This window comes from Streptomyces sp. NPDC055749 (genome assembly GCF_053617235.1).
On sequence record NZ_JBSHFH010000022.1, the window covers coordinates 75,387 to 97,113 of the forward strand.

At 71.1% G+C, this 21,727-nt stretch carries 19 protein-coding genes; 7 read left to right on the plus strand and 12 right to left on the minus strand.

Annotated elements, in window-relative coordinates:
- Positions 1-36: 36 nt before the first annotated feature.
- Genes ACWGO0_RS18695 through ACWGO0_RS18710 form a run of 4 tightly spaced genes read right to left on the minus strand, consistent with a single transcriptional unit; the run spans position 37 to position 5,805 of the window.
- Positions 37-2,208, minus strand: coding sequence for a 3-hydroxyacyl-CoA dehydrogenase NAD-binding domain-containing protein (locus ACWGO0_RS18695; protein ID WP_453535618.1), 2,172 nt, complete (start codon positions 2,206-2,208; stop codon positions 37-39).
- A 39-nt stretch (positions 2,209-2,247) separates the two neighbouring features.
- The gene (locus ACWGO0_RS18700; protein ID WP_453535621.1) at positions 2,248-3,462 is read right to left on the minus strand and encodes an acetyl-CoA C-acetyltransferase; all 1,215 of its coding nucleotides are present in this window, start codon (positions 3,460-3,462) and stop codon (positions 2,248-2,250) included.
- A 36-nt stretch (positions 3,463-3,498) separates the two neighbouring features.
- Positions 3,499-4,641 carry an acyl-CoA dehydrogenase family protein gene (locus ACWGO0_RS18705; RefSeq protein WP_453535624.1) on the minus strand — a complete coding sequence of 381 codons (1,143 nt, stop codon included), beginning with the start codon at positions 4,639-4,641 and terminating at the stop codon, positions 3,499-3,501.
- A gap of 9 nt (positions 4,642-4,650) precedes the next feature.
- Positions 4,651-5,805: a CaiB/BaiF CoA transferase family protein gene (locus tag ACWGO0_RS18710; RefSeq protein ID WP_453535627.1), complete on the minus strand. Its 1,155-nt coding sequence runs from the start codon at positions 5,803-5,805 to the stop codon at positions 4,651-4,653.
- Positions 5,806-6,018: 213 nt separating this feature from the next.
- Between ACWGO0_RS18710 and ACWGO0_RS18715 the strand changes: the two genes are divergently transcribed.
- Positions 6,019-7,209 (plus strand): saccharopine dehydrogenase family protein, encoded by a 1,191-nt coding sequence (locus tag ACWGO0_RS18715; protein ID WP_453535630.1) that lies wholly within the window; start codon positions 6,019-6,021, stop codon positions 7,207-7,209.
- A gap of 10 nt (positions 7,210-7,219) precedes the next feature.
- On the opposite strand, the gene mmpA is transcribed toward ACWGO0_RS18715, so the two are convergent.
- Both mmpA and ACWGO0_RS18725 read right to left on the minus strand, forming a co-directional pair.
- Positions 7,220-7,363 (minus strand): morphogenic membrane protein MmpA, encoded by a 144-nt coding sequence (gene mmpA, locus ACWGO0_RS18720; protein ID WP_453535633.1) that lies wholly within the window; start codon positions 7,361-7,363, stop codon positions 7,220-7,222.
- A gap of 63 nt (positions 7,364-7,426) precedes the next feature.
- The gene (locus ACWGO0_RS18725) at positions 7,427-8,089 is read right to left on the minus strand and encodes an endonuclease V (protein ID WP_453535636.1); all 663 of its coding nucleotides are present in this window, start codon (positions 8,087-8,089) and stop codon (positions 7,427-7,429) included.
- A gap of 46 nt (positions 8,090-8,135) precedes the next feature.
- Between ACWGO0_RS18725 and ACWGO0_RS18730 the strand changes: the two genes are divergently transcribed.
- Positions 8,136-8,423 (plus strand): YciI family protein, encoded by a 288-nt coding sequence (locus tag ACWGO0_RS18730; protein ID WP_453535638.1) that lies wholly within the window; start codon positions 8,136-8,138, stop codon positions 8,421-8,423.
- Here ACWGO0_RS18730 and ACWGO0_RS18735 read toward each other — a convergent pair.
- Positions 8,377-9,534 carry a WD40/YVTN/BNR-like repeat-containing protein gene (locus ACWGO0_RS18735; protein WP_453535641.1) on the minus strand — a complete coding sequence of 386 codons (1,158 nt, stop codon included), beginning with the start codon at positions 9,532-9,534 and terminating at the stop codon, positions 8,377-8,379. The genes ACWGO0_RS18730 and ACWGO0_RS18735 overlap by 47 nt on opposite strands.
- Positions 9,535-9,661: 127 nt before the next feature.
- On the opposite strand from ACWGO0_RS18735, the gene ACWGO0_RS18740 reads away from it, so the two are divergent.
- The gene (locus tag ACWGO0_RS18740; protein ID WP_453535644.1) at positions 9,662-10,078 is read left to right on the plus strand and encodes an SsgA family sporulation/cell division regulator; all 417 of its coding nucleotides are present in this window, start codon (positions 9,662-9,664) and stop codon (positions 10,076-10,078) included.
- A 182-nt stretch (positions 10,079-10,260) separates the two neighbouring features.
- Here the strand turns inward: ACWGO0_RS18740 and ACWGO0_RS18745 are convergent, their stop codons facing one another.
- Together ACWGO0_RS18745 and ACWGO0_RS18750 are read right to left on the minus strand one after the other, a co-directional pair.
- On the minus strand, positions 10,261-11,433 hold the full coding sequence (locus ACWGO0_RS18745; RefSeq protein WP_453535647.1) for an RNA-guided endonuclease InsQ/TnpB family protein: 1,173 nt from the start codon (positions 11,431-11,433) through the stop codon (positions 10,261-10,263).
- Positions 11,434-11,664: 231 nt separating this feature from the next.
- Positions 11,665-11,901, minus strand: coding sequence for a hypothetical protein (locus ACWGO0_RS18750; RefSeq protein ID WP_453535650.1), 237 nt, complete (start codon positions 11,899-11,901; stop codon positions 11,665-11,667).
- Between ACWGO0_RS18750 and ddaH the strand changes: the two genes are divergently transcribed.
- The gene (ddaH, locus tag ACWGO0_RS18755) at positions 11,900-12,676 is read left to right on the plus strand and encodes a dimethylargininase (protein WP_453535653.1); all 777 of its coding nucleotides are present in this window, start codon (positions 11,900-11,902) and stop codon (positions 12,674-12,676) included. The two genes, ACWGO0_RS18750 and ddaH, sit on opposite strands and share 2 nt — an antisense overlap.
- Positions 12,677-12,792: 116 nt before the next feature.
- Positions 12,793-13,767 (plus strand): acyl-ACP desaturase, encoded by a 975-nt coding sequence (locus ACWGO0_RS18760; protein ID WP_453535656.1) that lies wholly within the window; start codon positions 12,793-12,795, stop codon positions 13,765-13,767.
- A 39-nt stretch (positions 13,768-13,806) separates the two neighbouring features.
- Here the strand turns inward: ACWGO0_RS18760 and ACWGO0_RS18765 are convergent, their stop codons facing one another.
- Positions 13,807-17,211 carry a hypothetical protein gene (locus ACWGO0_RS18765; RefSeq protein ID WP_453535658.1) on the minus strand — a complete coding sequence of 1,135 codons (3,405 nt, stop codon included), beginning with the start codon at positions 17,209-17,211 and terminating at the stop codon, positions 13,807-13,809.
- A gap of 74 nt (positions 17,212-17,285) precedes the next feature.
- Here ACWGO0_RS18765 and ACWGO0_RS18770 point away from each other — a divergent pair, with 74 nt between their 5' ends.
- Positions 17,286-18,191, plus strand: a complete 906-nt coding sequence (locus ACWGO0_RS18770) for a chitosanase (RefSeq protein WP_453535661.1) — start codon at positions 17,286-17,288, stop codon at positions 18,189-18,191.
- A gap of 26 nt (positions 18,192-18,217) precedes the next feature.
- Here the strand turns inward: ACWGO0_RS18770 and ACWGO0_RS18775 are convergent, their stop codons facing one another.
- Both ACWGO0_RS18775 and ACWGO0_RS18780 read right to left on the minus strand, forming a co-directional pair.
- Positions 18,218-18,466: a WhiB family transcriptional regulator gene (locus ACWGO0_RS18775; RefSeq protein ID WP_453535664.1), complete on the minus strand. Its 249-nt coding sequence runs from the start codon at positions 18,464-18,466 to the stop codon at positions 18,218-18,220.
- Positions 18,467-18,552: 86 nt separating this feature from the next.
- Positions 18,553-19,347 carry a VOC family protein gene (locus tag ACWGO0_RS18780; RefSeq protein WP_453535666.1) on the minus strand — a complete coding sequence of 265 codons (795 nt, stop codon included), beginning with the start codon at positions 19,345-19,347 and terminating at the stop codon, positions 18,553-18,555.
- A 195-nt stretch (positions 19,348-19,542) separates the two neighbouring features.
- On the opposite strand from ACWGO0_RS18780, the gene ACWGO0_RS18785 reads away from it, so the two are divergent.
- Entirely contained in the window at positions 19,543-21,726 is a 2,184-nt protein-coding gene (locus tag ACWGO0_RS18785) for a DEAD/DEAH box helicase (protein WP_453535669.1), read from the plus strand.
- Position 21,727 lies beyond the last annotated feature (1 nt).

The window sequence follows — 21,727 nt, forward strand, 5'->3', positions numbered from 1 at the left end:
GCACAGGGCGGTCGACGGGGCTGTCGACGGGACCGGTCAGTCGTGGAAGGTCTCGCCCTTCTCGGCCTTCTCCACGAGCAGCGCGGGCGGCAGGAAGCGGTCGCCGTACTTCTCGGCGAGTTCCCGGGCGCGCGCCACGAAGCCGGGCAGGCCGCCCTCGTACCCGTTGATGTACTGGAGCACTCCCCCGGTCCAGGCCGGGAAGCCGATGCCCATGATGGAGCCGATGTTGGCGTCGGCGACCGTGATGAGGACTTCCTCCTCAAGGCAGCGGACGCTGTCCAGTGCCTCGGAGAACAGCATCCGCTCCTTCATGTCGGTGAAGGGGACGTCGACGCCGGGCTTGGCGAAGTGCTCGCGCAGGCCGGGCCAGAGGCGGGTCCGCCTACCGGCTTCGTCGTACTCGTAGAAGCCCGCACCGCCGCTGCGCCCGGGGCGCTCGAACTCGTCGACCATCCGGTCGATGACGGAGTCCGAGGGGTGCCCGGCCCAGGTGCCGCCCGCCTCCTCGACGGCCCGCTTCGTCTCGTTGCGGATCTTGCGGGGCAGGGTGAGCGTCAGCTCGTCCATCAGGGAGAGCACCTTGGCCGGGTAGCCGGCCTGCGCCGCGGCCTGTTCGACCGAGGCCGGCTCGACGCCCTCGCCGATCATGGCGACGCCCTCGTTGATGAACTGGCCGATGACGCGCGAGGTGAAGAAGCCGCGCGAGTCGTTGACCACGATGGGCGTCTTCTTGATCCGCCGGACCAGGTCGAAGGCGCGCGCCAGGGCCTCGTCGCCGGTCCGCTCGCCCTTGATGATCTCGACGAGCGGCATCTTGTCGACGGGCGAGAAGAAGTGCAGCCCGATGAAGTCCACCGGCCGCGAGACGCCTTCGGCGAGGACGGTGATGGGCAACGTGGAGGTGTTGGAGCAGAGCAGCGCGTCGGGCTCGATGATGTCCTGGATCTCCTGGAACACCTTGTGCTTGAGCGAGGTGTCCTCGAAGACGGCCTCGATCACGGCGTCGCAGCCCGCGAGGTCGGCCGGGTCGCCGGTCGGCGTGATGCGGGCGAGGAGTTCGTCGCGCTTAGCCTCGGTCGTACGGCCCCGGGAGAGCGCCTTGTCGAGCAGCTTCTCGCTGTACGCCTTGCCCCGGGCGGCGGCCTCGGTGCTGACGTCCTTCAGGACGACGTCGATACCGGCGCGCGCACAGGAGTACGCGATGCCCGCGCCCATCATCCCGGCACCGAGCACGGCGACCTTGCGGACGGGGCGCTCCTCGATGCCCTTGGGGCGGCTGGCACCGGAGTTGACGGCCTGGAGGTCGAAGAAGAACGCCTGGATCATGTTCTTCGACACCTGGCCGGTGACCAGCTCGGTGAAGTAGCGGGCCTCGATGGTCAGCGCGGTCTCGAAGTCGACCTGTGCGCCCTCGACTGCGGCGGCGAGGATGTTGCGCGGCGCGGGCATGGGGGCGCCCGCGAGCTGCTTCTTCAGGTTCGAGGGGAAGGCCGGCAGATTGGCGGCGAACCTCGGGTTGGACGGGGTGCCGCCGGGGATCTTGTACCCCTTGACGTCCCAGGGCTGCTGCGACTCGGGGTTCGCGTCGATGAAGGCGCGCGCCTTGTCGAGCATCTCTTCGGCAGTGGCCGCGACCTCGTGGACCAGTCCGTTCTCCAGCGCCCGCTGCGGGGTGTACTGGGTGCCCTGGAGCAGGACCTTCAGCAGTGCGTCGGCGATGCCCATCAGCCGTACGGTGCGGGTGACTCCGCCACCCGCGGGCAGCAGGCCGAGGGTGACCTCCGGCAGGCCGATGCGGGAGCCGGGTGCGTCGAGGGCGATGCGGTGGTGGCTGGCGAGCGCGATCTCGTAACCGCCGCCGAGCGCCGCTCCGTTGATGGCGGCGACGACGGGCTTGCCGAGGGTCTCGATGCGGCGCAGGGAGTTCTTGATGGCCGTCCCGGTGTCGAACGCCAGCTGGGCGTTCTCGGGGCCGATCCTGATCATGTCCTTGAGGTCGCCGCCCGCGAAGAAGGTCTTCTTCGCGGAGGTGTAGATGATGCCCCGGATGGAGTCCTTCTCGGCCTCGGCGCGGTCGGCGACGGCCGCGATGGAGTCCTTGAACGCCTGGTTCATCGTGTTGGCGGACTGGTTGGGGTCGTCGAGTACGAGGGTGACGACGCCGGTCTCGTCCTGTTCCCAGCGGATGGTCGTGCTCTCGGTCATTGGTTTGTCTTCTCCGTAAGCAGGGTTGGCCGGGGACGGTCAGAGACGCTCGATGACGGTGGCGATGCCCATGCCGCCGCCGACGCAGAGGGTGATGAGGCCGTACCGCTTGTCGCGCCGCTCCAGCTCGTCGACGAGGGTGCCGAGGATCATCGCGCCGGTGGCGCCGAGCGGGTGGCCGAGCGCGATGGCGCCGCCGTTGACGTTGACCTTGTCCAGGGAGAGACCCATGTCCTTGACGAAGCGCAGGGCGACTCCGGCGAAGGCTTCGTTGATCTCGACGAGGTCGATGTCGTCGATGGTCAGCCCGGCCTTGGCGAGGGCCTTGCGGGTGGCGGGCGCGGGCCCGGTCAGCATGATGGTCGGCTCGGAGCCGGAGACGGCGGCGGAGACGATCCGGGCGCGCGGGGTGAGGCCGTAGCGCTCGCCGACCTCCTTCGAGCCGATGGCGACGAGGGCGGCGCCGTCGACGATGCCGGAGGAGTTGCCCGCGTGATGGACGTGGTCGATCTTCTCGACCCAGTGGTACTTCTGGAGAGCGACCGCGTCGAAGCCGCCCATCTCGCCGATGGCGGCGAAGGACGGCTTGAGCGCGGCGAGCGAGTCGGCGGTGGTGCCGGGCCGCATGTGCTCGTCGTGGTCGAGGACGACGAGGCCGTTGCGGTCCTTGACGGGGACGACGGAGCGGGCGAAGCGGCCGGCCTTCCACGCCTCGGCCGCGCGCTCCTGGGAGAGGGCCGCGTACTCGTCGACATCGCGGCGGGAGAAGCCCTCGATGGTGGCGATGAGGTCGGCGCCGATGCCCTGCGGGGCGAAGCCCGTCTCGTAGTTGGTCATCGGGTCCATGGCCCAGGCGCCGCCGTCGGAGCCCATCGGGACGCGGGACATCGACTCGACGCCGCCGGCCAGGACGAGGTCCTCCCAGCCGGAGCGCACCTTGGCCGCCGCCAGGTTGACGGCTTCGAGGCCGGAGGCACAGAAGCGGTTCTCCTGGACGCCCGCGACGGAGTCGGGCAGCCCGGCCGCGATGGCGGCCACGCGGGCGATGTCGGAGCCCTGGTCCCCCAGCGGGCTGACCACACCGAGGACGATGTCGTCGATGGCCGCCGGGTCCAGGTTCGGGAACCTCTCACGGATCTCGTGGATGAGGCCGACGACCAGGTCGATCGGCTTGGTGCCGTGCAGGGCGCCATTGGCCTTGCCGCGGCCCCGCGGGGTGCGGATCGCATCGTAGACGAACGCTTCGGTACTCAAGACAGCAGCCTTTCGAGGGTGGTTGCGCAGCGGAGGTCAGGCGAGGAGCGAGCGGCCGATGATCTCTTTCATGATCTCGGTCGTGCCGCCGTAGATGGTCTGGATACGGCCGTCGGTGAACGCCCTGGCCACCGGGAACTCGGCCATGTAGCCGTATCCGCCGTGGAGTTGGAGGCAGCGGTCGGCGACGCGCTTCTGCAGTTCGGTGGCCCACCACTTGGCCATCGAGGCGTGTACGGCGTCGAGCACCCCGTCCGAGTGGTCGACGATGCAGCGGTCGAGGAAGCTGCGGGTGACGGCGCATTCGGTGGCCATCTCGGCTATCTCGAAGCGGATGTGCTGGAGCTTGGAGAGCGGCCGTCCGAACGCCTCGCGCTCCTTGACGTACCGGGTGGTGATCTCCAGGAGGTGTTCGGCGGCGGCGATTCCGGCGACCGCGATACCCATCCGCTCCTGCGCCAGATTGGTCATGAGGTGGATGAAGGCGCCGTCGCGCTCACCGAGGAGGTTCTCCTTGGGGACGCGGACGTCGTTGAAGAACAGCTCGGCGGTGTCCTGGGACTTCTGGCCGATCTTGTCGAGGTTGCGGCCCCGCTCGAAGCCTTCCGCGCCGCGCTCGACGACGATCAGCGAGAGTCCCTTCGCGCCGCCCTCGGTAGTGGTCCTGGCGACGACGACCACCAGGTCGGCGAGGATGCCGTTGGAGATGAACGTCTTGGAGCCGTTGAGCAGCCAGTGGTCGCCCTTGTCCTCGGCGGTGGTGCGGATGCCCTGGAGGTCGGAGCCCGCGCCCGGTTCGGTCATCGCGATGGCCGTGATGGTCTCGCCGCTGCAGAAGCCGGGCAGCCAGCGCCGCTTCTGCTCCTCGGTGCCGAGGCCGGTGAGGTAGGGGCCGATGATGTCGTTGTGCAGGCCGAGGGCGAGGCCGGGAGCACCCGCCCGGGTGAACTCCTCGGCGAGGACGGCGCTGTAGCGGAAGTCGGCGTTGCCGCCACCGCCGTACTCCTCGGGGACGGCGAGACCGAGCAGTCCCTGCCGCCCGGCCGCGAGCCAGGCCTCGCGCGAGACGATGCCGTCCTTCTCCCACTGCTCGTAGTGCGGGAGGACTTCCTTGGTGAGGAAGGTGCGGACGGTTTCGCGGAACGCGTCGTGTTCTCCGGTGAAGATCTGCCGCTGCACTGAGGCCCCCTAGAGCCGGTCGTCGTCGGTGGAGCTGGTGCGAATGCCCGGTACGTCCCAGTCTCGGGCCACGTCCTCGGTGTCGGCGCCCGGCAGGGCGGGCCCGCGGCGCACGGAGACCGGCGTGGCGGAGAAGCGGGGCGCGGGCGCGGGCTGGGTGAGGCCGCCGTGCTCGACGAAGGTGGAGCGGGCGGCGTTGTGCGGGTGGTGCGGGGCCTCGCGGAGCGAGAGGACGGGGGCGACGCAGGCGTCCGTGTCCTCGAAGACCTTGGTCCACTCCTCACGCGTACGGGTCAGGAAGCGCCCGGCGACGGCGGCGCGCAGGTCGCCCCAGCGGGTGATGTCCGCACGGTCCGGCGCCTCGTCCGCGATCCCGAGGAGCGCGATGAACTCCTCGTAGAACCGCTGCTCCAGCGGCCCCACCGCCATGTACTGACCGTCGGCCGTCTCGTAGGTGCCGTAGAAGGGGCAGCCGCCGTCCAGCAGGTTCGAGCCGCGCCGGTCCTGCCAGCTGCCCGCCGCCAGCATCCCGTGGATCATCGTGGCGAGGTGGGCGGCTCCGTCGACGATCGCCGCGTCCACGACCTGGCCCGCGCCGCCCGGCGTCCGGGCGTGCTGGAGGGCGGCGAGGACTCCGACGACGAGGTAGAGGGAACCGCCCGCGTAGTCGCCGAGCAGGTTGGCGGGGACGGCCGGGGGCTCTCCGGGCCTGCCGATCATGGAGAGGGTGCCGGTGACGGCGATGTACGCGATGTCGTGCCCGGCGCGGGGGGCGAGCGGGCCGTCCTGGCCCCAGCCGGTCATCCGCCCGTAGACGAGCCGCGGATTGCGGGCCAGGCAGGCGTCGGGGCCCACACCGAGCCGTTCGGCGACTCCGGGCCGGTAGCCCTCGATCAGGATGTCGGCGCGCTCGACGAGGTCCAGCACCCGGGCCGGGCCGTCCTCGGCCTTGAGGTCGACCAGGACGGAGCGCTTGTTGCGGTTGGTGAGGTCGAGGGCGGGATCGATACCGAGCCCCGCACCGCCCGGCCGGTCGACGCGGACCACATCGGCGCCCAGATCGGCCAGGAGCATGGCGGCGAACGGGCCGGGTCCGATGCCGGCCAGCTCGACCACGCGCACCCCTGTCAGCGGGCCCTGCGGAACGCTCTCTGCCCTTGCCATCAAGCCCCCAGAGGTGTGACACAACCGATGTAACATCAACGATGCTAAGAACGTGCCGCGCTCCGCACAACCCCTTGGGCCGAGCAAGCGCTTAGCTCTTTCGCCGCTCTTTCACCGGAGCATCCCGCACAGAACCCTCCCGGGGCGCACCACCACGTCGGCCTCCGCTAACCTCTGCCTGCTACATCGGCGCCGGCCCCTGCGGAGGCACTCATGAACAGGCAGAACGGGGCAGAACGCCCCTATGACGTCGTCCTTTTCGGTGCCACCGGGTTCGTGGGGGTGCTCACGGCCGAATATCTGGCCGCGCACGCCCCCGACACGTGCCGCTGGGCACTGGCCGGGCGGAACCGGAGCAAGCTGGAACAGCTGCGTGAACACCTCACGGCCATCGACCCGGGCTGTGCGGACCTGCCCCTGCTGCACGCCGACGCCGACGACGCGGAGTCCTTGCGCGAGCTGGCCGAGTCCACGCATGTCGTGGCCACGACGGTGGGACCGTACGTCTGGTACGGGGAGAAGCTGGTTGCCGCCTGCGCGGAGGCCGGGACGGACTGCGCCGACCTCACGGGCGAGGCGGAGTTCGTGGACCGGATGTATCTGGAGCACGACGCGCGGGCCCGCGAGACGGGGGCACGGATCGTGCACGCCTGCGGTTTCGACTCCGTACCGCACGACCTCGGGGTGTACTTCACCGTCCAGCAGCTGCCGAGCGATGTGCCGCTGTCCGTCGACGGCTTCGTCCGCAGCAACGCCGCATTCTCCGGAGGCACGTTCGCCTCGGCCCTGACCGCGATGGGCCGCGGCCCGCAGATGCTGCGGGCCGCGAAGGCGCGGCGCCTGCACGAGCCGCGCCTGGTCGGCCGCCGGGCGCGGTCCCCGCTGGGGTCCCCGCACTTCAGCGCGGAGACCGGCACCTGGGCGCTCCCTCTGCCGACCCTGGACCCGCAGGTCGTGGAGCGTTCGGCGCGGACGCTGGAGCGGTACGGCCCCGACTTCCGCTACCGGCACTTCGCCTCGGTGAAGCACCTGCCGGTGGCGCTCGGCGGCACCGCCGCCATCGGCGCACTGCTGGCGGCGGCCCAGCTCCCGGCCGCACGGGACTGGCTGATGCAGCGTTACGAACCGGGGCAGGGGCCCGACGAGGCGCGCAGGGAGCGCAGCTGGTTCACGGTGCGGTTCGTCGGGGAGGGCGGCGGACGCCGGGTCTTCACGGAGGTGTCGGGCGGGGACCCGGGGTACGGCGAGACGGCGAAGATGCTCGCCGAGTCGGCGCTCTGCCTCGCCCTGGACGACCTTCCCGCGACCTCGGGCCAGGTCACCACCGCGGTGGCGATGGGTGATGCGCTGCTGGAGCGGCTGAAGGCGGCCGGGATGGGCTTCCGGGTGGCCGCGGTCCGCTGAGGCCGGCGGGTCAGAGGACCCAGGAGGCCAGGGTGTAGAGCATCGCGCCGGCCCAGACGAGCCCGGCGACTGCGCCGAGGAGCATGCCCACCGCGACACGGCGCTGGGCATGCTGAATGGGTACGGATCGGACACTCGTGCGATGCGTGTTCATGCGTTCCAGCCTGCCGATCATGAGCGGCGGGCGCCATCCGTACGGATACTCAGGCGGTCCTGCTCAGGCGGTCGCCTCGCGCAGCGTCTGGCGGCAGAGCGCGTCGGCCCTGCGGGTGGTCTCCGGCTGCCGGAAGCGGCGGGCCAGCCGGAGGGTGTGGGCGCAGGCGTTGTCGAGACCGATCCGGTGGCCGACGGAGACGAATACCGGCTTGGTGCCCTCCTGGGTACGCACGGCCCGGCCGACCTCCTCCTCTCCGTCGAGGAGCGGCGAGGTGTCACCGCGCAGGGGCCCCGGCGCCTCGTAGTGGAAGGTGAACGGGTTCTTTCCGACGCCGATGACCGGCAGCCCGGTGAGTACGCCCAGATGGCTGGCCAGCCCGAAGCGGCGGGGGTGCGCAAGACCGTAGCCGTCGCAGATGACGAGCCCGGGGTCGACGGTCAGGGACTCCAGTGCCTCCAGCACGGTGGGCATCTCGCGGAAGGCGAGGAGCCCGGGGACATAGGGGAAGGTGACGGTGCCGACGGCGGTCGCCTCTTCCACGACGTCGAGCGTCTCGGCGTCCAGAACGACGGCCGCCGCCACCACGACGTCCTTCTTCTCGTCGTAGGCGACGTCGACGCCGGTCACCAGGCCGGTGCCGGGTGGCGGCCCGGGCTCGTCGAGCACCACCTGGGCGCGCAGGGAGTCCTGAATGGCCCGGGCTTCGGCCTCGTCGGCAGGCATGCGGAAGGTAGTCATAGTGGGGTCCAGCTTAGGTAGCCTGGCGATCATGTTCGTACTCGAGTTGACCTACACCGCCCCTGTCGAGCGTGTCGACGCGCTGATGCGGGAGCACATCACCTGGCTGGACGCGCAGTACGCCGCCGGGGTCTTCATCGCTTCGGGCCGCAAGAATCCCCGGGACGGCGGTGTGATCCTGGCCGTTGGGGACGACCGCGCGCAGATCGAGAAGATCGCGGCGGCCGACCCCTTCTCGGCCGAGGGCGTGTGCGCCTACCGGATCACGGAGTTCATCGCAACGAAAACGTCACCGGAGCTGGCTCCGTACCGGCAGTAGCCGCGGAGGTGCTCGGGGTGGCGTGGGGACTGAGTACGGCCACCCGGCCCTTCTCCCCCGACGCCCAGCACCCGAAGTCCGCCGTGCAGTCCACCGTGTCGTACGAGCCGGTGTCGACCGTGCGCCAGGTCCGGCCCGCGTCGAGGGTCAGGTCCGTGCCCGTCGGGCCGACCGCGAGTGCGCCGGACCTGCTGTGCGGGAGCCAGGCGACGCCCGAGCGGTAGGCCGGGGGTGTGGTGGCCGACTGCCGCCAGTCGCGTCCGCCGTCGGAGGTGACGGCCGATGCCTTGGGCGACTGCTGGTCGGCGCGGTAGTCGCCGCCCACCGCGATGCCGTGGGTACGGTCGCGGAACGCGACACCGAAGACGCCCCGCGCCGGGTCGCCCGCCGGGATCGTCGATTCGGCCGCTGTCCAGGTCAGGCCGCGGTCGCCGGAGTGCAGGACGCGTGCGGTGGCCGCGCCACCGGTGGCCAGCCAGACATCCTTCGGGCCCGAGCTGACCAGGCACTGGCCGCTCGCGGCGAAGCCCGCCTCGCCGGGCTGGGCGGCCGGCATCCCGGCCGTGGGCAGCACCGTCCAGCTCCGGCCGCCGTCGTCGGTGGACAGGATGCGGAACCTGCCGTCCACCGGGTCGCTCATCGCGAGCCCGTGCCGGTGGTCGAAGAAGGTCATGCAGTCGTAGAAAGCGCGGGCGTCGGTGTTACGGAAGGACTCCGTCCAGGTCGCTCCGCCGTCGTCCGTACGGAAGACCCTGGACGCCTCGCCCTCCCCGATGGCCAGCACCACCGCGCGCCGGCTGTCGAACGCCTCGACGTCGCGGAACTCCAGCTCGGCCGCCCCCGGCGGTGAGACGTTCCGCCAGTGCCTGCCGCCGTCGGACGTGCGCAGGACGGTGCCCTTCGAGCCTGCGACCCAGGCGGTACTGCGGCTGACGGCGGCGAGTCCTCGGAAGCGTGCCGTCGTGCCGGTATCGGTGAGGGACCAGCCCGCGCCCCGTACCTCCGGTGCGGTAGGTGCGGCCTGTGCGCTCGGCGCGGCCAGAGCGGCGGTAACTGCCGCCCCACACAGCCCCATTGCTATCAGTCGTCTCGTCTTTCCCATGGCCTTCATGGCGCTGGAAGCTACCCCACGGGCGGCGGTGACGCAGCTCACTGCGCACCCCAGTGCACGAATCGATGAGTTCCGTCGTCTACTCCAGTGCCGGGAACCGTTCACCGCGCGCGAGAGGGAGCAGGTCTTGTCCAGCGTTATCGAGCAGTCCGTACAGGCCCGCATGGTCGCATCCGCTCCGCGGATGGAAACTCTGCCCGCCACCCTGCAGTACGACCGCAAGGACCCGTTCGCCGTACGCATGGCGTTCCCGGCCCCTGCGACTCTGGAGGGGACGGAGGTCTCCTGGGAGTTCTCGCGCGAGCTGCTCACGACGGGGGTGGACGCCCCGGCCGGCGTCGGGGACGTACGGGTGAGGCCCTTCGGTTACGAGCGGACGGTCCTGGAATTCCATGCCGTCGAGGGTGTGGCCATGGTGCATGTGCGGACCGCGGAACTGCGCCGGTTCCTGGAGCGTGCACAGGAATTGGTGCCGGTCGGTGACGAACACCGCTTCCTGGACCTCGACCGGAGCCTGACCGACCTGCTGGGCGGGTCCTGCTGATTCTCGCGGCCGGCCGGGACGCGGCAGGGTCCGGTGCCACCGCGCCGGGAACGGCAGGCGGCGGGACGGTGTGCCGCGGAGCGCTACCGGTCAACGACCCGGGACTGAAGTCTCGGGCTTGCTGCTCGTGACCCTCACTGGCTGTGATGGATCCGGCTGCGTCCTACTCTCGTTTTCACGCGCTATGCGGTGAGGGTGAGAGCTGGGGCCGTTGACTGGGCCCCGCAGACCCACTGCCACCAGCCGCGTCGGGCGATGTTGTGGGACGAGTTGCAGTCTGCGTGATCAACGAATCCGCAGGACCTGCACGCGAAGACGGCCTGGGAGGGCCGGTTGCCGCGTTCGATGTGGTGGCAGTGCGAGCATTCCTGGCTGGTGTACGCCGGATCGACGTACACCACCGGCACCCCGGCACGTTGCGCCTTGTAGGCGATGAACGAGCCGAGCTGGGCGAAGGACCAGGAGTGGAGCGTGGTGCGTTGGGGCTTTCTCAGCCGTACCCGCTCGCGAATGCCCGTCAGTTCCTCAACGGCGATTCCGCGACCGGTGCGTGCAGCCTCCGCCACGATCCTCTTGCTGATCTTGTGATTGATGTCCTTGTTGCGACGGGCCTCGCGGCCCGCGCACCTCTTCGCCCGCCGTTTCGCGGACTTGGTGTTCTTCTTCTGCAGCTTGGCCCGCAGTACCCGGTCGTTGGCCCGTTTGCGGTTGATGCGGCGGCCCGAGTGGCGGGTGCCGTCGCTGGTGGCGGCGATGTTCACGATGCCCAGATCCACCCCGAGAAATGCGACCGGGTGCGCGTTCAGGGCGGCTTCGGGGAGCTCGCAGGTCGCGATCAGAAACCATGTCCCGCCCTGCCGCACCACGTCCGACTCGCCCTGCCGGTGCCGGGCCAAGACCTCCAGCTGGCCGGCCTGCCCGGTGAAGGCGAGGCGCTTCAGCCGCCCGGTTGTGGTCCAGATCGAGATTTTGCGTGGCTCGTGCTGCCAGGACAGCATGCGGTCGTCGTACGGCAGCGCCGCCTGCGGGCGGAAGACGATGGGTTTGCCGGAGGCGCGGGTGTGGCGTTTCGAGCCAGGCCGGCCGTAACGGCCCGCGCGGAGATTCGCCCTCAAGGTGGTGTAGGCGTCGCAGGTCTTCTTGATCGCGTGCTGGGCGGCCTGCGCGCCCAGGCCCCACCGGGTCTTGATCTCCTGGTAGGTGTGCCTGCGCAGGGGCAGGTTGCGGTAGGTGTTCTTCTCGAACGCGACCGACGCCGCCCAGGTCGCCGCCTCATTGCAGGCGGTCAGGGTTGCCTCAAGTGCCGACGCCTGCGCGGGCGTCGGCAGCAGCTTGACCCGCACCACCACCTTCATGCCCCGGACATTAGTCCGCCAGTCACACAAGCCAGCCGGATCCGCACACCTTTCGCCCGATCAAGTGATTCATCGAACTACCATTCGATTCACGTGCCCGGCTCGGCTGGTGACGGCAGGGGCACTCTGTGCCCCAAAGTAGACGTCTGCGAAGCCCCGCGCCTCACATCGCAGGATGCGATTCCTCCTGGGCTGAAGCCTCTCAGTGTTCCTCGCAAGAATCCGCTGAAGTCACGCCCAGCTTTTCGAGCCGCCGGACGGTATCAGTGCGGGAGCGAGCCCCCAGGCCCCGCCGTGCGCGTCGACGGCCGCGGCCATCAGCCACATGCTAGGGCTGCGGCGCTCACGGCACCCTTCCGACCGCTCGCCCGCCTCGTGGGCCGGATGCTGGTCGTAGAGGATGATGCGCAGCGCATCGAACTGCCAGTGGACGCGCAGCCACGCCGGATCCTGAGGAGCACTGCCCATGCCCAGCACCAAAGCCCTCGTCCGCCGAGCGGGTCCACGTCTCGCCGAGGGACTCGTCACCCACCTGGAACGCACATCGGTCGACGTCGCCCTCGCCCACGAGCAGTGGGACCGCTATGTCGCGGCCCTGCGCGAGCACGGCTGGGAGACGGTCGAAGTGGCCGCCGCCGACGAGTTCCCGGACAGCGTGTTCATCGAGGACACCGTGGTGATGTTCAGGAACGTCGCCCTGGTCGCCCGGTCCGGGGCGGAGTCCCGCAGGGGTGAGACCTCCGCCGTCGAAGAGGCCCTGGTCCGGCTCGGCTGTTCGGTGAACCGGGTCCGCGCGCCCGGCACGCTGGACGGCGGCGACGTCCTCAAGATTGGCGACACGGTCTACGTCGGGCGGGGCGGGCGTACGAACGCCGAGGGGGTGCGCCAGCTCCGGGCCGCCTTCGAGCCGCTGGGCGCCCGCGTCGTGGCCGTACCGGTCAGCAAGGTGCTGCACCTCAAGTCCGCGGTGACGGCTCTTCCGGACGGCACGGTCATCGGATACCCGCCCCTGGTCGACGAGGTCTCCCTCTTCGGCCGTTTCCTCCCGGTTCCGGAGGAAGCCGGTGCGCACGTGGTGCTGCTCGGCGGTGGGAGACTGCTGATGGCCGCGAGCGCGCCCAAGTCCGCCGAGCTGTTCTCCGGGCTCGGTTTCGAACCCGTTGTGGTGGACATCAGCGAGTACGAGAAGCTCGAAGGCTGCGTGACCTGCCTCTCCGTACGCGTCCGCGACCTGCACACATAACGGGGCGTAATCGGGCGCCGCTGGGGACGGGCTTGGCTATGGCCTTACCCTCGCTTTAACCTACGGTCACGTAACCTACGAGGCCGTAGGTAATTCTCCCGTCCCCAGGAGCCCCCGTGACGATCACCTCTCCCCATCTCGGCAGTTCGAAGGCGTGGACCGACGCCCAGCTGCTGTACGCACTGGAAGAGGTGGTGGAGAAGGAACTCAACCGCCATCTCAAGGTCGCCAAGGACTGGATGCCGCACGAGTACGTTCCGTTCTCCGACGGCCGTAACTTCCCCGGCATCTTCGAGGACGGCCAGGCCTGGGAGGCCGAGCAGTCCAAGGTCACCGACATCGGCAAGATCGCCCTCGTCGTCAACCTGCTGACCGAGGACAACCTCCCCAGCTACCACCACGAGATCGCCTCCCTGTTCGGCCGCGACGGCGCCTGGGGCACCTGGGTGCACCGCTGGACCGCCGAGGAGGGCCGTCACGGCATCGTGATGCGCGACTACCTGCTCACCTCGCGCGCCGTCGACCCGGACAAGCTCGAGGAATTCCGGATGGCGCACATGGCGGAGGGCTTCGAGTCCGACAACCGCCACTCGATGCTGCACTCCGTCGCGTACGTCGCCTTCCAGGAGCTGGCGACGCGTGTCTCGCACCGCAACACCGGCCACCAGTCGGGCGACCCGGTCTGCGACCGGATGCTCGCGCGGATCGCGACCGACGAGAACCTGCACATGGTCTTCTACCGGAATCTGCTGGGCGCGGCCTTCGAGCTCGCCCCCGACCTCACGATGCAGTCCGTGCGCGATGTCGTGGTCAACTTCCGGATGCCCGGACACGGCATGCCGGGGTTCGAGCGTGCCGCCGCGCAGATGGCGATCGGCGAGATCTACAACATGCGGATCCACCACGACGACGTGATCCAGCCCGTCCTGCGCTACCTGAAGGTCCTCGATATCGACGGGCTCGGCCCGGAGGGTCTCAAGGCGCAGGAAGAGCTCGGTCTGTACATGAGCGGCCTGGACAGCGAGGCGTCGAAGTTCGACGAGAAGCTGGCCGCCCGCAAGGCGCGGCTGGTCGCGCGCGGCAAGGCGTAACCGCTGTGAACGAGGGCGTCGGGCCGTGGCCCGGCGCCCTCATTCGGCTGCCGTGACCTGTGCGTTCGCCGCGTCCCGCACATCGGCGACCGGGTGCTGGCGCAGCAGCCTCAGCTGGGTGCGCCAGGGGCCCGTCCAGGCGGTGCGCCGCCCGGCCGCCGCGGTGATCGCGGCGGCGAAAAGGCCCTCGGCGCAGCCGCCGCTCTCCGTGAGCCGTGCCGCGACCGTGAGCAGTGCTTCGGTGTCGCCGCTCGCAGGCCGGTCGCCGGAGCCGATCCGTCCGCCGAGTGTCGCGGCCGTTCGGGAGGCGAGCACGGGCCGCCCTTCGTGCAGCCCGGCGAGCCGGGCCAGCGCGGTGTGCAGTGCGCCGGGCCCGCTCTCCGGGTTCAGGTCGACGGCGTGCACGAGCAGTTCGGCCGCCTGCGGTACGAAGTCCCGGTGCGGGGCAAGAACGTTGCCGGCAGCGGCGAGCACGGGCCTTGCGGCGTCGTGCCGGGGTGTGGCACGGGCGGTGAGTGAGCGCACCGTGTGCACGACGCGTTGCCTGGCAGGGCGGTCCCGTCGGCTGCCCGCCTCGTCGGCGGTGTCGTCGACAGCCAGCGCCAGCAGGGTCCGGTTCAGGGCGAGTGCCGCCTCCGGAGTGACGAGGGCGGCGCCGACCAGCGCGTCGGCGGCCGACCGCCAGGCCCCGCGCCGGTCCAGGCCGGTGACCGCTGCCCCCAGTACGTCGCAGGACCCGGGCGCCCAGGGCACCCAGTGCTCCAGGGTGTGGTGGGCCAGAGCGGCGAGCTCCTCGTCGTCGGTCGCGCACACCTCCTGCACCAGTCTCGCGTAGCGGGGGCGGTGGGCCTCGGGCAACTGCGCGGGATGGGCCCGCAGTACGGCGGTGCGCAGGGCGCGGCCACCGCGTGCCGCGTCCGTCATCACCTCCCACATCCGCTCGTCGCCGAGCAGGTCCGTACCGAACGCGACGCACGCGGCCCGGACATCCGGGTGCTGGTCCGTCATCGCGTACGCCTCGGCGAGCAGTTGTGCGGCCAGGTCCGTCGGCAGCCGTGTCGCGGCGAGCCTGACCATCTCCTTGCGGCTGGTCACCTTGCCGGTGCCGGGCGCGGTGCGGTCCCGCAACAGTGCGCCCAGCGCGGACGGCCGGGTGTGGAGCGCGGCGCGGCTCGCCGCGTACACGGCGACGCGGGCACGGTCGTCGCCGGTGTGGGCGAGCAGAGCGGGCAGCGCGTCGGCCGGTACGTCGGTCCGGGCGAGTGCGGCGAGGGCCGCCTCGGCGAGCACCACATCGGCCGATCCGGTCCATTCGCGTACCGCTTCGGCGCCGTGCCCGGGGATACGGGCCAGGTCCGCGATCGCCCCGGCCCGCGTGTACAGGGGCAGCTTCTCGTCCCGGGCGGCCCGCGTCAGGGTCCGGGCGGCGGCCAGCTGCTGGCGGGGCACCCACCGCGCGCTGTTCCGCACCGGTGGTGTCCACGAGGCGCCGTGCGTGAGGAAGCGCCCGTACGGCGGGGTCTCGGCGAGGTACGGGTCGAGCAGATCGGTGCGGCGGCGGGTGAGCAGGGCGATGATCTCCGGCAGGACGGCGGCGGAGGGCTCGCGGGCGAGTACGCGTTCCACCCGCTCGTCCCGGTCGGCGGCCGGACGCAGCCACAGGCCGATCGCCGTTCGCGCGGCGGAGTTGTTTCCGTAGCGGACGGCCTGCCACAGCAGTTCCTGGAGCTCCGGCATACCGGAGGCGCGACGGCCGACGGCCCGGGTGAGCGCGAACACGAGACCGTAGTCCGACTTCTCGCTCCCCGCCTCCAGCCAAGGGCGCAGAGCCTCGAAGACGGTGTGCTCCTGGCCGCGCCGCAGGGTCCGGTCGAGTCGGCCGAGGTCGGCGTGGCCGGTGCTCCCGGAGAGCCGGACCAGCGTGCGCAGCGCCCAGTTGACGAGCGCGCGCTGCCCGGTGGCCGAGTGCTCGCGCAGGATGCCCAGGGCCAGGGAGCTCAGCGTGGACCGGGTGTGCGGGGAGGAGTCGGGGGCCTCGACGGCGTCGGACGTGATGCGGTCGAGCAGCGGTTCCACCTCGTCCGTGAAGAGGGCGGGCGCCGTGTGGAGCAGCGCGTGCAGCGCGTCGAACCTCACCGGGTCCTGCTCGTTGCGCAGGCGCAGCATGTCGTCGAGGACGGTGGCGACGGCGGACGGGTCGCCGGAGCGCCCGGCGTTGCGGATCAGCAGCGGCCAGGCTTCGGCGCGGTCCGCGGCGGCCGGGCGGCGAGTGGCGGCGAGCAGCCGTTCGCGTACCTCGCCGACCGGCAGGAAGGATTCGGCGAGCAGCACACTGCTCCACGGCTCACCGCGGTCCCGGGCGCGGTCCGCCATCCGCCGTGCCAGGTGCGCCACATGACTGCGGGGCATCGCGTCGAGGAGCGTGGCGTCCACGGTGCCGGACGAGCCCTCGCCCATGCCTTCGACGACTGCCTCGTGGAAGGGGCCACGACGGGCCGGGGGCAGCGCCAGGATCAGCCTGTTCAGGGCGTGGCCGTGATCCGCCAGGGACCGGCCGAGTTCGACGAGCAGGCCCTCGGGCGTCTGCCTGGCGAGTCGGTGCAGCACCGCGTGTCCGAGGGCGCCGCTGCGTGAGACCGCGAGCACGTCGGCTCCGCCGGGTCCGGTGAGGAGCCTGAGCAGGCGGGTGGGGTCGGCGGTCGCGAGCGGCCCGAGGGGGACGTGCAGGGCCAGCGGCAGGGTGGACGGTCCGTAGCGTTCCAGCAGGTCGAGAACCCGGTGCGGAAGCCGGGGCGCGGCGGCGGCGACCGCGCGGCCGTTTCCGTACCGCCGCCACCAGTCCTCGCGCAGCGCATCGGGCTGCGCGGCGAGGTCCTGTTCCGCGACGTCCAGGAGCGGTCCGGGGTGACGGCGGCCCAGCGCGGTCCACCCGCCGACCGAGCGGAAGAGGGCGGGCAGCAGCCTGGTCACGGTGCCGGCGGAGCAGCCGGGCAGCAGACGGGCCGCCTCCGCGTCCCCCCAGGTCTCGCGGACCCCGTCGATCAGCCGGTCGGCGAGCCCGGTGCGGCCGTCGCTGACGATCGCCCGCATCAGCTGACGGCGTACGGCCGTGGGCGCGTCGGCCAGCGCCCTCTCGTACGCCGTGTCGGGTACGCCGAGGCTGCGGGCCACCCGGAGTGCGTGCCTCCGGACGTAGGAGTCCTCGTCGGCGAGGCACGAACCGATCCAGTCGCGGTCCTGACCGACGGACGCCGCGATCACGGCGAGTCCCCGCTCGTACGGTCCGCCGCCGTTCTCCAGCTCCTCCAGGACGGCACGCAGCACACCGTCGGCCTTGAACCGCCGGGCGCGCGTGGCGAGTTCCCGCATGCGCCGCGGATGCGAGAGGGAGTCGACGGCATCGAGCAGGGCACAGACGAGGGCGACGGGCCTGGCATCGGTCATGGGGGTGATTGTGCCGTGCGGGGGTGGGCTGCCCCCAGAGGTTTACGGACCGTACTCTGTGCCGGGTGAAGCCAGTGACGCGTCTTTTCCTCTTCGGCGCACCGATCGCCATCGCCGCATCCATCGTGTTCGGCAGCGGCGGCGACCCCGCGCTGCCCACGGGTTCGCCGCAGGCGACGCAGCCCGGGGCGACCCCTCCTGCTGGTACCGACGCAGCAGCCGCGGCCAAGCAGAAGGCGGAGGACGCGGAGGTGGCCGGGCTGCCGGCCGGCCTCGAAGAGCCGCGTATGAAGGAGATCGCCTCGCAACTGGTGGCGAGCGCGGAGAGCTCCACGCTGGACTGGCGCGGCCAGTACGGGACCATCGAGGACGTGGGGGACGGCACCGGCTACACGGCGGGGATCGTCGGCTTCTGTTCCGGGACGAACGACATGCTCCAGCTCGTCGAGTCCTTCACCGAGGACCATCCGGACAATCCGCTCGCCCCGTTCCTCCCCGCCCTGCGTGCGGTGGACGGTACCGATTCGCACGAGGGACTCGACCCCGGCTTCACGGCCGCGTGGAAGGCGGCGGCCGGGGACAAGGCGTTCCGCGACGCCCAGGAGGATTTCCGGGACCGGCTCTACTTCGAGCCCGCCGTCCGGCTCGCGAAGCTGGACGGGCTCGGCACGCTGGGGCAGTTCGTCTACTACGACGCCATGGTCCTGCACGGCCCCGGAATCGAGGCGACGGGCTTCTACGGAATCCGCGACGCGGCGATGGCCGAGGCCGACACGGCGGCCGAGGGCGGCGACGAGACCGCGTACCTCCATGCCTTCCTGGACGCGGGCAAGTCGGTGATCCAGGCGAGGAAGACCCAGCGCGACACCTCCCGGATCGACACCGCGCAGCGGGTGTTCCTGCGCGAGGGCAATCTGGGGCTGCGGACGCCTCTGGCCTGGCAGACGTACGGCGAGACCTTCCGGATTCCGTCCGCGTAGCGGTCAGCTCCAGGGACGGGCAGGTCCTAGGGGCGGGTGCCTCTGCGCATCCGCTCCCGCTCCTTCTCGGAGAGCCCGCCCCAGACGCCGAAGCGCTCGTCGTTGGCGAGTGCGTACTCCAGGCAGGCGACGCGGCCCTCGCAGGCGTTGCACAACTGCTTGGCCTCGCGCGTCGAACTGCCGGGAGCCGGGAAGAAGAACTCGGGTCCCGCCTGCGCGCAGAGCGCGGTCTCCCGCCAGGCGGGTGCGTCCTCGGTCACGGTGTTGATCAGCATGGTGACCACAGTGCCGGGCGCCGATAAACAACTGATCAACGGCCCGTCAATGGGGCGCACCGATGGATGCCGCATTCCGTCCTGATTCAGTCCTGCGGCATCGGTGCGGGCTTGATCAGGGCGAACGCCGCGCCGAACGGGTCGGCGACATGGGCGATCCTGCCCACGCCCTCCACGTCCTGGGGCGCCACCGTCACACTGCCTCCCAGCCGCTCCGCCTGCGCCGACGCGGCGTCGCAGTCCTCCACCGCGAAGTACGGCAGCCAGTGCGGCTCCTTGCCGGCGTCGGCCGGAATGTCACCCAGGTGCGCGATTCCGCCGAACGACGACTCCGGGCCTGCGCCCGCCGGTCCGACCGTGGTGTAGGCACCGCCGGGGAACGTCATCTCGTCGGCCTCCCAGCCGAAGAGCGTCTGGAAGAACGCGGCGGCGGTGGACACGTCGGGGGTGTGCAGCTCGGACCAGAGCAGCGAGCCCGGTTCCTGGATCACTCCCAGGCCCCTGTTGGTCCCGGGCTGCCAGACACCGAAGTACGCGCCCTGGTTGTCCGTGAAGCCGGCCATCCGGCCGAACTCCCGGACGTCCATGGGCGCGAAGAGCACGGTGCCCCCGGCCTGTGCGACCGATGTGGCCGTGGCCTCGGCGTCGGGTGTCTGAAAATAGACCGACCAGGAGGGCTTCGCCTCGTCCTCCGGCACGGTCATCACCCCGGCGGCAGCGTTGCCGTTCAGCATGTACATCCCGTACCCACCGGTGTCGGGGGCACCGGGCACCAGCTCCCAGCCGAAGAGGCCCCGGTAGAACGCGGTGGCTCTGTCCACGTCCGGTGTGCCCAGATCGATCCAGTTGGGGATTCCGGTGACAAAGCTGGGGTTGAGCATGGTGTGCCCCTTCATTGAGCCTGGTCGTCCGCTGGTCGTCTCGCCCGTCTCGTGGCGCGGGAAATCCCCCGCTCGACCGAGTCTTGCACCGGGCACTGACAACCGCAGCCGGGCCGGCTCCGTGGGACGATGTGCACCGGCCGGGGCCGGTGGGTGCCGCGGTGACGGCGAGGCTGTGGGGACAGAGGGACGTAGATGACAGAGGCCGGGGCGACGCGTACCGAGGCGCCCACGGGACGAGCCGCCCGGGAGCTCTTCGGCCGCGCCGAACGGTTGCTGGAGACGGCCCGCGCGGTGCTGGCCGATCACGGCCGGGCCGTCGACGCCGTCCGCGGCTCACTCGATCCGCTGCTGGACTCCCTGGTCGGCCAGGAGCTGGCGGCCATCCCCGTGTCGCGGCTCAAGGACGTGACCGAGGGGCGGCTGCGGATCGGTGCGGTCGAGCAGGCGGGTTACGAGACGGTCGGCCAGGTGCACGCGGCGAGCCGTTACGAGCTCCGGCAGATCCCCGGCGTGGGGGCGCAGACCGCCGACCAGGCGCTGGCCGCGGCCCGTCAGATCGCGCACGCGGTCCGGGACACCGTCTCCGTACGCATCGATGTGGACGCTCCCGACGAGCCGACGACCGCCCTGGTGGTGGCCCTGCACCGGCTGGTCGAGGCGGGGCCCGACGTACGGCGGGCGTGCGACGCCGCGCGCGGGCTCCAGGCACGGCTGGAACCCCTGCTGGTCACGGCCGGACCGGCCGGGGGCCGGCTGCGGATGCTGTTCACCGGCCGGGCGGCCCGCGAACAGGTACTGGCCGCCGCCCTCTCCGTACGAGCCGCCGTGGCCGAGGCGGACGAGCGGGAGCTGCCGCTGCTGTTCGGGCAGGTGTCGGTCGACCTGCTGCGGGCGCCGGAGTCCGCGCCAGGGGCCTGGGTCGACTTCGAGCTGCGGTCGGCCGAGTACTACAGCCTGCTGGCCGAGATGTCGGGCACCGGACCCGACCGGGACGCCGCCGAGGGCTTCCTCCCGGCCGGGATCGCGGACCGGGTGCGCGGGCTGCGGCTCGACGACGTGCATCTGCGGGTCTCGCTGCGCGGATACCAGTCGTTCGGGGCGCGCTTCGCCCTGGCCCAGAAGCGGGTGATCCTCGGTGACGAGATGGGACTCGGCAAGACCGTCCAGGCCATCGCGGCGCTCGCCCATCTCTCCGCGCAGGGCGAGACGCACTTCCTGGTGGTGTGCCCGGCGAGCGTGCTGATCAACTGGACGCGGGAGATCCGCGCGCGCTCCACGCTGCGGGCGCTCCCCGTGCACGGTCCGGAGCGCCAGGAGGCGTTCACCGAATGGTGCGGGAGCGGCGGGGTCGCCCTCACCACGTTCGACGCCCTGCACACCCTGCCGGACGCGTGGGCCGGTGCGGTCCGGCCCGGCATGCTGGTGGTGGACGAGGCCCACTTCGTGAAAAATCCGGCGACCCGCCGGGCCCGGAGCGTGGCCGGCTGGGCGCAGCGCACCGAGCGGGTCCTGTATCTGACGGGTACTCCGATGGAGAACCGGGTCGAGGAGTTCCGCAGCCTCGTACGTCAGTTGCGTCCCGAACTGGCCCCGGCGGTCTCCACCACCCACGGCGCGGCCGGTTCGCACGCTTTCCGCAGAGCCGTCGCCCCTGCCTACCTGCGGCGCAACCAGGTGGACGTGCTGAGCGAACTCCCCGCGCTGGTCCACGTCGACGAGTGGGAGGAGTTCAGCGAGGCCGACCTCGATGTCTATCGGGAAGCCGTGAACTCCGGGCAGTTCATGCGGATGCGCCGCGCCGCGTACGCGCGGCCCGCCACCTCCGCGAAACTGAGCCGGCTGTGCGAGCTGGTCACGGAGGCGGAGAGCAACGGGCTCAAGGTGGTGGTGTTCTCGTACTTCCGCGAGGTGCTTGCCACGGTCCAGGAGGCCCTGGGCGACGGCGTGTTCGGGCCGGTCTCCGGGAGCGTGCCGGCCGCCCGCCGACAGGAGCTTGTCGACGGGTTCGGCGCGGCGGACGGGCACGCGGTCCTGCTCAGCCAGATCCAGGCCGGGGGCGTCGGCCTGAACATGCAGGCGGCCTCGGTGGTCATCCTGTGCGAACCGCAGATCAAGCCGACGATGGAGCACCAGGCCGTGGCCCGCGCCCATCGCATGGGGCAGATACGCACGGTCCAGGTGCACCGGCTCCTGGCGGCGGACAGCGTCGATCAGCGGATGCTGGACATCCTCGCGCGCAAGGACCGGCTGTTCGACGCGTACGCCCGGCGCAGCGATGTCGCCGAGGCGACGCCCGATGCCGTCGATGTGTCGGACGGGTCGCTCGCCCGGCGCATCGTCGAGGAGGAGCAGCGCCGGCTGGCCGCGGAGGGCTGAC

Coding starts and splice junctions, on each gene's coding strand:
- ddaH (WP_453535653.1), top strand. CDS start 11,900: ATGCCCAGCACCAAAGCCCTCGTCCGCCGAGCGGGTCCACGTCTCGCC.
- mmpA (WP_453535633.1), bottom strand. CDS start 7,363: ATGAACACGCATCGCACGAGTGTCCGATCCGTACCCATTCAGCATGCC.
- ACWGO0_RS18730 (WP_453535638.1), top strand. CDS start 8,136: ATGTTCGTACTCGAGTTGACCTACACCGCCCCTGTCGAGCGTGTCGAC.
- ACWGO0_RS18780 (WP_453535666.1), bottom strand. CDS start 19,347: ATGCTCAACCCCAGCTTTGTCACCGGAATCCCCAACTGGATCGATCTG.
- ACWGO0_RS18715 (WP_453535630.1), top strand. CDS start 6,019: ATGAACAGGCAGAACGGGGCAGAACGCCCCTATGACGTCGTCCTTTTC.
- ACWGO0_RS18765 (WP_453535658.1), bottom strand. CDS start 17,211: ATGACCGATGCCAGGCCCGTCGCCCTCGTCTGTGCCCTGCTCGATGCC.
- ACWGO0_RS18750 (WP_453535650.1), bottom strand. CDS start 11,901: ATGGGCAGTGCTCCTCAGGATCCGGCGTGGCTGCGCGTCCACTGGCAG.
- ACWGO0_RS18710 (WP_453535627.1), bottom strand. CDS start 5,805: ATGGCAAGGGCAGAGAGCGTTCCGCAGGGCCCGCTGACAGGGGTGCGC.
- ACWGO0_RS18775 (WP_453535664.1), bottom strand. CDS start 18,466: ATGCTGATCAACACCGTGACCGAGGACGCACCCGCCTGGCGGGAGACC.
- ACWGO0_RS18785 (WP_453535669.1), top strand. CDS start 19,543: ATGACAGAGGCCGGGGCGACGCGTACCGAGGCGCCCACGGGACGAGCC.
- ACWGO0_RS18725 (WP_453535636.1), bottom strand. CDS start 8,089: ATGCCTGCCGACGAGGCCGAAGCCCGGGCCATTCAGGACTCCCTGCGC.
- ACWGO0_RS18745 (WP_453535647.1), bottom strand. CDS start 11,433: ATGAAGGTGGTGGTGCGGGTCAAGCTGCTGCCGACGCCCGCGCAGGCG.
- ACWGO0_RS18735 (WP_453535641.1), bottom strand. CDS start 9,534: ATGAAGGCCATGGGAAAGACGAGACGACTGATAGCAATGGGGCTGTGT.
- ACWGO0_RS18695 (WP_453535618.1), bottom strand. CDS start 2,208: ATGACCGAGAGCACGACCATCCGCTGGGAACAGGACGAGACCGGCGTC.